Genomic DNA, 10,292 nt, shown 5'->3' on the forward strand with positions numbered 1-10,292 from the left:
CATGCTGACCGCTCTCCATGGCGTCCCGGCCTATGCGCTGGGCCTGGTCCTGACGCTGATTCTGGCCGCGCACCTGACGCCGGCGCACTGGTGGCGGCGTCCCACCGCGCGCGGCGCGGCCGTGCTCGGCGGCGGCACGTGGGCCGGCGGCGCGCTGCTGCTGTACTGCTTTGCCACGGCGCCGGTTGCGCCGGTGGCCGCGCCGCTCATCGCAAGTGACGTGCCGGAACAACAAACCGGCACGCCGCCACCGGCCGCGGGCGCGCGTTATCGGGTGTATCGCGACCTGAATGTGCGGGGTGCGGCCGGGGTCGGCGCGGCGCGGCTGGCCGTCGTGCCGCAGGGTGCGCTGGTGGCCGCGACCGGCGCGCACGAAGGCGACTGGTGGCAGATCACCTATGCCAGCGGCACTTCCCGGCAAACGGGCTGGGCCAGCAGCCTGTGGCTGCGGCGCCCGGGCGAACGGGAAAACGAGCAAACCGGACAAGATTAGCCTTTCAATAAAATTCGCGGCATGCCCCGGATTGAGGCCTGAAAGCCGCGTTATTCGGGGTACCGGCAGGTTGCCAAGGACGTGGGAAAGCGCGTAAAGTCTTCCTTATCTCGTCCGTGGCCGCTCATGAAAACTTGTCGTAACGCCGAACACCCGCACTGCACCTTCTGGGTTGCGCCGGGTTCGCACATCTGCGAAGGCGGACACGGCCAGCCAGCCGAAGCGCCAAGCGCCGCATCGAGCTACGAACTGCTGTCGGCAGTGCGCAACACGCGCGTGCCGCAGGCCGATGTGAACGTGGTCAAAGATTCCGCCGCGGTTGCCAGCGGGTTTGCCAACTACGCTACCCCGATCCGCGTGCGGCCCCAGCTGCACATCAGCGGCTTCGACCCGCGCGCCGCCGGCGGCCGCCAGACGCTCAAGATGGAACTGCGCGGCATGCCGGCCCAGTGCGCGCCGCAACTGGCGATCCGCCTCTCCTCCGACCTGATCCGCGACGGCGTCGCCCACCAGCAGTTCGTGCGCTGCGTGGAAGGCGACTGGCGTCCCGTGTTCGCGGAATTCTCGTCGCGCGACCGCGAGCATGGCCAGTACCAGATCCACGCCGAGATCGTCAGCCAGCAGCCCGGCGCAGCCAGCCGCCAATGGGAATGCACGTTCGTGATCCTGGTGCCGCGGCTGGATGCCTCGCTCACCGAGATCCACCGCATCTTCCTGTCCACGCACAAGAACGTGCGCGTGATGGCGGACGATGCGTCGATCGCTCGCGTGGCCGACCACAGCGGCCAGGGCGGCGGCAGCATGGACATCGATGTCACGGCCCGCAACGCCGGCATCGCCCACCTGGACCTGGGCCCGTCGCAGGGCAAGGTCGACCTGGGCTTCTCCACCATCGCGTGGGACGAGGACCTGATCGAGATCGACGTGCCGCACGCCGGCCCGGTCCACCCGCACCCGAGCCGCATGGCCAGCTTCGTCAACGCGGCGCCGGAAGCGGGGGCGCAGCGCCACATCCGCCTGTTCGCGCTGGACGAGTGCGTGTTCGGCCGCATGGAGATCGTCGATCCGGAAGCGCATGCGCTGCTGAACCACTTCGGCCAGGACGGCATCGACACGGAAGGGCTCACGCGCCGGCTGTCCGGCCGCCACGCCGTGATCCGCCGCGGCACGCAGGGCTTTGAAATCGAGGATGTGTCGCGCTACGGCCTGCTGCTCGATGGCGTCTGGCCCGGCAAGCACAAGCCCGTGCCGCTGCGCCTCGGCATGCGCATCGAACTGTCCGCCAGCATCAAGGGCATCGTGGTGATGGAAGTGACGGCGCTGATGCCGCACGGCGTGGTCCTGCACCGGGTCGACGAAGGCGCGCGCGCCGAATGCTTCATCGTGCTGGCGCCGGACACGCACCCCGGCTACCCGTTGCGCCGCCTGCAGGCCGCCCCGGTGGCCGCCGCGCTGCCGCAGCTGTTCCACCACGATGGCGGCTTCTGGCACCTCGATGCCGTGACCGGCAAGGAAACGGCGCTGGGCCCGCAGGCCCAGCTCGACAAACTGAGCCGCATGGCGCCGCACACCCGCTTCGCCAGCGAACCGTATCCGGAAAGCTGGATCATCCGCACCGGCGGCGTGGCGCGCGAAACGGTCGCCGGCGAAGTGCAGACCGCCTGAACGTTCGCAGACTCCGTGCCTGTGCGTGCGCACTGCCGTGCGGGACGGCGGCCCCGGCTCAGTGAAACGCGGCGAACGGCAGAGACACACATACGCCAGCGAGAAACCCCATCTGGCAACCCCTTTGCACCAGCGCCTGGAGCCGCGCGTACTTCATCTCCGCCGTCACTGGCAGGCATTCACGTTTGCGCATGACATATTCTGCCGCCAGTCGGTGCTCCTTGCGAGACAGGAAAAGCGTGTTGGTGCCGACGGCAATGGCACCGGAGAGCAGCGCCAGGAACAGGCCGCCGTGTGTGATCGCGTCGAGCAGATGCATGGTCAGGAATCTGTTTCAGGTGACGGCATGTCGATGGCCAGATAAATAAGTCCAAAGCAATAAGTCCAAAGCAGCAAGCGCATCCCGTCGCCCCGGTACCCTCCGGACTTTCGGCTCCCGAAAAGCGGACAGATTCGACGCGCCCCATGTTCCGCTGGATCGATTTAGATTTCCCCGTGCGGGAATCGGAGGGGTTTAGATGCGGGGCGCGTGTTTCATGACGAATCAGACTGGTCCCAAATCCGCGCACCCCCCCAGCCGAATCATGTCTGCCGCACCCTGCCTGCCGAACCCGGCTTCTACAGATACGTCCCCTGCGGCTTCGGCCGGTTCGGCAGCGGAATGCGTTCCGTCTCGCCCGGCACCTGCGGGAAGCGCTGGGCATCCCAGTCGTCCGCCGCCTGCGCCAGCCGCTCCTTCGACGACGACACGAAGTTCCAGAACATGAAGCGGTGCCCGTCCAGCGGCGCGCCGCCGATCACGACGAAGCGCGCCGCGTCGAGGGCGCGCAGGCGCTGCGGCTTCGACGTGTCGAGCAGCGCCATCGTCTTCAATGGCACCGACACGCCGTCCACCTCGACTCCGCCCGTCACGGCATACACGGCCGCTTCGGCAGGCAGGTCGGCCAGGTCGATCGTCTCGCCCAGCGGCAGCGCGATATCGAGATACAGCGTCGGTGCATAGGTGGGCACCGGCGACGTTTGGCCGAACGCCGTGCCGATCAGCACGCGCACGGTGGCCGCACCGACCGTCAGCTCGGGAATAGCGGCGGCCGGCGTGTGCGAGAAGTTCGGTTCGTCCTCCTCGTGCGCCTGCGGCAGCGCGGCCCACAGCTGCAGGCCGTGCGTGCGGTGCGGCTTGCCTTTCAGGTCCGGCGGCGTGCGTTCGGAGTGGACGATGCCACGGCCCGAGGTCATCCAGTTGATCGCGCCCGGTTCGATGCGCTGGTACGTGCCGATGCTGTCGCGGTGGTCCATCGCGCCTTCGTACAGGTACGTGACGGTGGCCAGGCCGATGTGCGGATGCGGCCGCACGTCGTGCTTGGCATCGAGCGGCACGTCGATCGGGCCGAAGTGGTCGAAGAAGATGAACGGCCCGACGGCCTGCTTGATCACGGACGGCAGGTAGCGGCTGACGATGAAGCCGCCGCCCAGGTCCTTGTCGTGGCCCTTGATGATGTGCGCGATGCTCATGGCTTACTCCGCTGCCAGGGTCGTCGCGAGGCTAGTAACAACCTCGGTGGTCACGCTCGTCATCAGCTTGTGCACCGGGCACTTCTCCGCCACGGACAGCAGCTCGGCGCGCTGTGCCTCGCTCAGGTCGCCCGTGAAGTGCAGCGTGACGGCCAGGCGGTAGGTGCCATGGCGCTCCTCGCTCGCATCGCGCGCCGTGCTCACCCGGATGTCGACGACGGGGATGTTCTTGCGCTGCGCGTACCACAGCACCGTCAGCGCCTTGCAGGAGGACAGCGCCGCATCGTACAGGTCGTGCGGCGACGGCCCGGCATCCGCGCCGCCCTCTTCCACCGACACATCGGCCGGGATCAGGTGATTGCGCACGTGGACGATGTGGCGCATGGGTTGCGTGAGATCGCGCTGGACGGTGATGGTCATGGTGTGCCTTGTCGTTGTGGGAACCTTGGCGGAATGTACACCTTTATCGCCGTTTCGCCCACTCCAGAAAGGGGGAATGATTCAGGCGCGCCGGGTGCGCATCGCGCTGGCCGTCAGCCACAGCGCCGAGACGAGGAAATAGAACGCGCCCACGCCGGCATAGCCCGCCACGTTCATGATCGACGGCGTGGCCGGTGCCAGCGCCTGGCTGATGAAGAAGCCGCCCGCCAGCGCGGACTGGGCGCCGCTGAGGATCATCGTGGCCTGGCCGCCGTGGCCCTTCCAGCGTTTCAGCGCCGTGCCCAGCTGCAGCAGGCCGGACAGGATCGCCCATGCGCCGAACACCGTCAGCACCTGGTGCATGTCCGGCAGCGCCACCAGCACGGCGATGGTCGTAATCGCGCTGACCGCCAGGTTGATGGCCTGGCTGCGGTTGCGCCCCAGGCCGCCGCTGCGCGAGGCGTCGAGCAGGTTGGCGAAGGCGTCCCAGGCGGGATACAGCACCAGCAGGACGGCAGCGGCAGCCGGCATGTGCTGGCCGATGGCGAAGGCGGCGATCACCCAGGCGATGGAGAACACGGCGCGCAGGTAGTAGTAGCGTTTCAGCCAGGTGTCGGTGGCGGGCTGGGGAATGGTAGGGGTTGTGGTGGTCATGGCGGGTCCTTTCGGGGATGGTTGACGACTGACTTACAGGTTACTACCTACTAGATGGTAGGTAATTAGTTAAAAAGAGGCGGCTGCGACAGGCTCAGCGACCAAGCCGGCGGCTGGCACCTTTTCTGGCGTCGGTGCGGACCGACATCGTGGGAGCGGGCAGAAAAGGTGTCAGACACCTCTCCTCGCTGTCCTCGCTGTCCTCGCTGTCCTCAGCGCGGTGCGGCAAGCCGCTGCAGCTGCGGCGTCATGATCGTTTCGAACAGCGTCGGATCGCCGAAGGCGCGGGCCGACAGCATGGCGCCGTGCACCGTGGCCATGAAGGCATCGGCTTCCACCTGGGGCGAACTGGCGAGCCGGATCTCGCCCAGCTGCGCGCCCCGTTCCAGCACGGAAGCCAGCCACGTGGACAACGTGCGGAAAAAACCCTTCACTTCCGCCGCCACATCGTCCGGCACGATGGGCAGTTCGCTGGCCAGCAGCGCACACACGCAGAATGGCGCCGTGCCATCCCCGATGCACTTCGTCCAGTAGGCAACATAGGCACGCAGCTGGTCGATCGGCTGCGGGATGCTGCGCTCCATTTCCGCGATGCCGGCCCGCGCCCCTTCACGATACCCTGCCACCAGCGTCCGCACCAGGTCCGCCTTGGCGGGAAAGTGGTGGTGGATGCTGGCCTTGCGGATACCGACGACCTCGGCGATGTCCGCATAGCTGAAACCGTTGTAGCCGCCCGCCACGATGAGGTTGCGCGCACTGGCCAGGATATCGTCGGAAGTCGTCGAGAGCTTTTTCATGCCGCCATCCTACCTACTAGTAGGTTCAGATGCAAGCGGTATTTTGACGGGGTCGCCGCAGTGTCATCCCAGCCGGCGCGCCACGCGGAAGCCGACGACGTCGTTCGACAGCACTGCCGAGTAGCCATTGCGCACGGCCGAGCGCAGGTAGCGCGGCTGGTACAGCCATGCGCCACCGCGCACGATGCGGCGCGCCCGGTCGCCGTCTTCCAGCCACGCGCTGCCGTCCGTCGGTGCGCCTTGGTAGCTGTCGTGGGCCGGGTCCTGGGTCCATTCCCACACATTGCCGTGCATGTCGTACAGGCCCCAGGGGTTGGGCGGGAAGCTGCCGACCTTCGTGGTGCCGTGCCGCACCTGGCCCTTCACGCCCTTGCCGTACGTGAAGTGGCCGTCGTAGTTGGCATGCTCGGTGGAGATCTCGTCGCCGAACGCGAAGGCCGTGGCAGAGCCGGCGCGGCAGGCGTATTCCCATTCCGCCTCGCTGGGGAGCCGGTAGTGGGCGCCCGTCATCAGCGTGAGCCATTGCAGGTACAGCTGCGCATCGTCCCAGCTGACGCCGACCACCGGGTGCCAGTCCTCCTGCTCGAAGCCGGGCGCCGTCCAGTCGATGTCGAGCTTCGGCTCCCACGCGGTGGCGCGCACGAAGCGGCGCCACTCGCCCACCGTGACGGGGTAGCGGCCCAGCGCGAACGAGCGGTCGATGCGCACCGTGTGGGCCGGCAGCTCGCGTTCCAGCCAGGCCTTCTGCGAGCCGGCCTTGCGCGCCACCTCGTGCTCCTGCGCGTTACCGCCCATCAGGAAGCTGCCGGTGGGGACCAGCACGAGGTCGGGACCGGTCCCGGTGCCATCCAGGAAGCGGTCACGCAGCACGCCGCTCGGGTCGGCAACGGGGCTGGCCGCGGTCGGCATCAGCGCGGCCAGTTCGGCGGCGTTGCGGGCCGCCTGCTGCAGGCGCTCGCGGTCCTGTTCGGCCTTGTACGCGGCCTGCGCCTTCAGCATGGCGGCCTTGCGCTGGCGCTCCTCCTCGATGGCGCGGGCCTTGGCGGCATCGGCCTCGCGACGGGCGATCAGCTGCTGGCGCAGCTGTTCCTTGCGCACCTGGGCCGCCGCTTCCGCTTCCAGCCGCCGCTGCTTTTCCAGCTCGCGGCGGGCCTGGTCGTCACGCACCTTCTGCATGGCCGCGGCCTGCGCCTCGGCCTTGCGGCGCGCCTGCAGTTCCATGCTCCGCTGGATCTCCAGGCGCCGCCCTTCCGCCGCTTCCGCCGCGCGGGCCGCTTCCTGGGCCTTCTGTTCGGCCTGCAGCTGTTCGCGCTGCTCGCGCAACTGCGCCTGCTGTGCCGCGAAATCGCGCTCCTCCTGCGCGCGCCGCTCCGCTGCCGATTGCGCCGCCAGCTCTTCGGCCGTCGGCCCCGCAGCCCGGCGCAGCGCATCCATGAACGCCTGCGCGGCGTCGAAGCGTTCCTCGTCATCGAACGCGAAGCCCTTCTGCAGCACCACCCACTGCGCGTCGTTCAGGCCCGGCGGCGCTTCCGGCACGATCTGGGCGGAACGCGTGTCGTCGAATGGCAGCCGGCCGGCCAGGATCTGGTAGACCATCACGGCCACCGCATACACGTCCAGCTTCGGCGTGGGTTTGCCCTGCTGCGTGCCGATCTCCGGTGCGCGGTAGCCGGCGGTACCCGCGTTCGGTACCTCCGGGAGTCCTGCCGTGGCATCGCGCGCCCGCGCCGCAATGCCGAAATCGAGCAGCTTGATGTCGCCCTGCCTGGTCAGGAACACATTGCCGGGCTTGATGTCGCGGTGGACCAGCCGGTGCCGGTCCCACGCATACTGCAGCGCGCTGGCGACGGGGCGCACGATGCGCTCCATCTCCTCGAACGGCACCGGGCCGCGGCCAGCCAGCCAGGCATCCAGGTCCTGGCCGTCCAGGCACTCCATGATGATGAAATAGCTGGCGGTGGCCGGATCGAGCGCCCATTCGTAGACGCGCACGATATTGTCATGGGCCAGCCGGCGTGCCTGCGTGGCCTCCTCGATCAGCAGGCGCGCGTGGGCGGGGCTTTGCGTGAGCTGCGGTGGCAGGATCTTCAGCGCTACCTGCTCGCTGTGGCCCAGCTCCGCATGCGTGGCCAGGTCGGTGGCCTGCCAGACCTGGCCCATGCCGCCCATGCCGAGCAGGCGTTCCAGGCGGTAGCGGCGGTTCTGCGGCCCGATCTCCTGGCCGGCCATCAGGCCCAGTTCGGTGCCATGCCGGGCCGGTACCGCAGGCGCCGCCGTGCCGCCGGGGGTGTACTCGGCGTCCAGGATGGCGTTCTTGCGGCGCTCGAACTCCGCCTCGGACAGCAGGCCGTCGTCGTGGAGCGCGCGCAGTTCACGGATTTTTTCCCGGGCTGTCTGCATCGATTCCCTGGCGCCGGACCTAGCGGCGCAGCGGCACGCCGCACTCGGCGCAGAACCGGGCATCCGGCCGGTCGGCCGGCACCGGATGGCCGTTCACGCAGAACTGCGGTCCCGCCTGCGCCGTCGTGTGATGGTGGTGGACCGGTGCGCCGGCCTGGGCGACGCCCACGCCCAGCTGCATCTGCGCGGCGAGCGCATTGGCATGGGTCGCGTTCTGCAGCTTCAGCAGCTCCAGCTGGTGCTGGCGGTCCTTGTCCTGCTGGGTGTCGGCATGCGCCCGTTCGTCCGCCACGCTCTGCTGGGCCATGCGCAGCGCATCGAGCGGCGTGACGCTGTTCTCGGCGGCCACCACCGCGGCCAGGGACTGCAGCTGGTCGGCGCTCATGCCGGACTGCGCCTGCACCTTCAGCAGCTGGGCCAGCGCCTGCGCGTTGGCCGTCGGCGCCAGCGCCACCTTGCCCGTGTCGGACAGGTTGCCGATCGATTCGATGCGCTCGATGTCGATGCGCGCCAGCTCCGCCGCATGGTTCTGCTGCGCTACCAGCGTCTCATACTCGGCCCTGGCGCGGGCATAGCGCTCTTCGCGTTCGTGTTCCAGGCGGCGCAGTTCCTGCTGCCATTGGGCTTCGCGTTCGCGCAGCTTCAGGGCCAGCCGCTGCTCTTCGCCTTCGTTGGCGATGTCGCGGGACTGCCGCTGGGCCACGCCGTCCGCCTCGATCGTGCGCAGCAGCTTTTCCTGCTGGGCCAGCGCATCGGCACTGGCGCCGCTGCGCCGCAGCTCATCGAGCCGCGCCGAGATCTCCGCCACGTGCACCTGCGACCCCGCATCCTTGGCGGCCTCGCCGCGCCCCAGCTCGCGCTTGCGGGACACATGCAGTTCTTCTTCCCACTCCTGCACCCGCTCGGCCTCGCGCTTGCGCGCCAGGTTGGCCAGCGCCACCGTCTGCAGGCGCGACTCGTGGTGCTCCGCCTCGATCTGCGCCTCGCGCCGCTGCGCATCCATTTCGGCCTGCTGCGCCTGGCGCACGCCGGCACGGCGCTGCGCTTCGTCCTCGATCGCCAGCGCCTGTTCCATGCGGTTGCGGATCTGCTGCACATGCAGCTGGTGCGTGAAGCGCTGCTTCGCCAGCGCGCGTTCCTCGATGGCGGCCTGCTGGGCGATTTCCAGCTCGGTGCGCAGGCGGATCTGCGCGAGGCGCCGCACATGCTCCCAGTCCGACGCCTCGCCTGCCAGGCCGGCCGTCTTTTTCGCCAGCGCGTGTTCCAGTTCCGCGGCTGCATCGGCCGCGCCCAGGTCGATCGCCTGCCGGCGCGTGCGCGATTCGACGATGCGGCCATACAGCTCGATCTGGCGCGCCCGCACGGCCTGCATGCGTTCCGCTTCGGTGGCGGCCAGTTCGGCCTGGTCGACGGCGGCATCCTGGCGCAGTTCGGCGCGGCGGTAGTCGCTGCGCGCCTTCTGCTCCTCGCGCCAGATGGCCTGCCATTCCTCTTCGTCGTACAGCTCGTCCAGCTGCTTCGCATGGGCCAGGTCGCCGTGGCGTTCGTCCGCCACCAGCCACAGGCTGCCCACTCTGGCCCGGTTGGCATCGAACTTGTCGTGGCGCAGCGCCAGCGTGTCGACCTGCACGGCGACCAGGCCGAATTCGGCCAGCCGCAGCTTCAGCGCGGCCTGCAGGCGCTCATCCAGCTGCAGGCGCAGGTCCGGATTGGCGTGCATCTCGCGCAGCGAACGGGCGCCGATGAATTCGGCCGCGATCTGCCGCACGGACGGCCGCAGCAGCTCGGCCAGCTGGGCCGTCGTGACGGTGCCCGGCGCCGTCATGAAATGCCGCGCGAACGCGGGCACGTGCTCGACCTGCAGCGCTGCCGTGAAGCTGGCCGAGACCTTCAGGTGCTCGGCGGTGCTCAGGTCCGCGAACGCGAATTCCACCGGCAGCGGCGTGGTGCGGGTGATGAGGATCTCGGCATGCCGGTCGCGCAGCAGGTTGTTCAGGCGCTGGAAGAAGCCTTCCAGCTCGTATTCGCCCTGCGGCACCTCGGTGGCGACGTCGCCCTGCAGGATGTAGGCGCGCGTGGTGGCCGGCACCCGCAGCGTCTTGGTGAAGAGGCCGGACAGTTCGCGCACGCCAAAATACACCGCCAGCTCGTCCGGGGCGGGGATCCAGCGGTTGTCACGCAATACCGGCTCGCTGCGGGGCGCGCCGGGCGACAGGCCGCAGCCGGCGCAATACCCGCCGGCATCCACCGTGCGCTGGCCGCAGCGGGGGCATTTCACGCCGCCGATACCGAACATCTTGAACATGTGAGACTCCTCGCATTCATATACATGGGCCGCCGGCCGATTTTAG

At 68.7% G+C, this 10,292-nt stretch carries 9 protein-coding genes; 2 read left to right on the forward strand and 7 right to left on the reverse strand.

The window, feature by feature from the left end; genetic code table 11:
* The first annotated feature begins 1 nt into the window (after position 1).
* On the forward strand, positions 2-493 hold the full coding sequence (locus IP91_RS03190) for an SH3 domain-containing protein (protein WP_145647314.1): 492 nt from the start codon (positions 2-4) through the stop codon (positions 491-493).
* Between the two features lie 126 nt (positions 494-619).
* A complete protein-coding gene (locus IP91_RS03195) occupies positions 620-2,158 on the forward strand; it encodes an FHA domain-containing protein (protein WP_145647315.1) in 1,539 nt (512 codons plus the stop codon).
* Between the two features lie 58 nt (positions 2,159-2,216).
* On the opposite strand, the gene IP91_RS03200 is transcribed toward IP91_RS03195, so the two are convergent.
* The 7 genes from IP91_RS03200 to IP91_RS03230 form a co-directional block, all read right to left on the reverse strand.
* Positions 2,217-2,477, reverse strand: coding sequence for a hypothetical protein (locus tag IP91_RS03200; RefSeq protein WP_145647316.1), 261 nt, complete (start codon positions 2,475-2,477; stop codon positions 2,217-2,219).
* 299 nt (positions 2,478-2,776) lie between these two features.
* Entirely contained in the window at positions 2,777-3,670 is an 894-nt protein-coding gene (locus IP91_RS03205) for a pirin family protein (protein ID WP_145647317.1), read from the reverse strand.
* 3 nt (positions 3,671-3,673) lie between these two features.
* Entirely contained in the window at positions 3,674-4,090 is a 417-nt protein-coding gene (locus IP91_RS03210) for an OsmC family protein (RefSeq protein ID WP_145647318.1), read from the reverse strand.
* A gap of 81 nt (positions 4,091-4,171) precedes the next feature.
* Complete coding sequence (locus IP91_RS03215) at positions 4,172-4,744, reverse strand: DUF308 domain-containing protein (protein ID WP_145647319.1); 573 nt, start codon at positions 4,742-4,744, stop codon at positions 4,172-4,174.
* A gap of 212 nt (positions 4,745-4,956) precedes the next feature.
* Positions 4,957-5,541 carry a TetR/AcrR family transcriptional regulator gene (locus tag IP91_RS03220; RefSeq protein ID WP_145647320.1) on the reverse strand — a complete coding sequence of 195 codons (585 nt, stop codon included), beginning with the start codon at positions 5,539-5,541 and terminating at the stop codon, positions 4,957-4,959.
* 63 nt (positions 5,542-5,604) lie between these two features.
* Entirely contained in the window at positions 5,605-7,941 is a 2,337-nt protein-coding gene (locus IP91_RS03225; protein WP_145647321.1) for an SUMF1/EgtB/PvdO family nonheme iron enzyme, read from the reverse strand.
* 19 nt (positions 7,942-7,960) lie between these two features.
* A complete protein-coding gene (locus IP91_RS03230; RefSeq protein ID WP_145647322.1) occupies positions 7,961-10,246 on the reverse strand; it encodes an SPFH domain-containing protein in 2,286 nt (761 codons plus the stop codon).
* Positions 10,247-10,292 lie beyond the last annotated feature (46 nt).

The sequence above is a fragment of the Pseudoduganella lurida genome, from assembly GCF_007830455.1.
Classification (GTDB): Bacteria; Pseudomonadota; Gammaproteobacteria; order Burkholderiales; family Burkholderiaceae_D; genus Rugamonas; species Rugamonas lurida.

Excerpts from the sequence above, each read along its gene's own strand:
- IP91_RS03210 (WP_145647318.1), bottom strand. The coding sequence starts at position 4,090 with ATGACCATCACCGTCCAGCGCGATCTCACGCAACCCATGCGCCACATC.
- IP91_RS03225 (WP_145647321.1), bottom strand. The coding sequence starts at position 7,941 with ATGCAGACAGCCCGGGAAAAAATCCGTGAACTGCGCGCGCTCCACGAC.
- IP91_RS03200 (WP_145647316.1), bottom strand. The coding sequence starts at position 2,477 with ATGCATCTGCTCGACGCGATCACACACGGCGGCCTGTTCCTGGCGCTG.
- IP91_RS03190 (WP_145647314.1), top strand. The coding sequence starts at position 2 with ATGCTGACCGCTCTCCATGGCGTCCCGGCCTATGCGCTGGGCCTGGTC.
- IP91_RS03205 (WP_145647317.1), bottom strand. The coding sequence starts at position 3,670 with ATGAGCATCGCGCACATCATCAAGGGCCACGACAAGGACCTGGGCGGC.
- IP91_RS03195 (WP_145647315.1), top strand. The coding sequence starts at position 620 with ATGAAAACTTGTCGTAACGCCGAACACCCGCACTGCACCTTCTGGGTT.
- IP91_RS03230 (WP_145647322.1), bottom strand. The coding sequence starts at position 10,246 with ATGTTCAAGATGTTCGGTATCGGCGGCGTGAAATGCCCCCGCTGCGGC.
- IP91_RS03215 (WP_145647319.1), bottom strand. The coding sequence starts at position 4,744 with ATGACCACCACAACCCCTACCATTCCCCAGCCCGCCACCGACACCTGG.
- IP91_RS03220 (WP_145647320.1), bottom strand. The coding sequence starts at position 5,541 with ATGAAAAAGCTCTCGACGACTTCCGACGATATCCTGGCCAGTGCGCGC.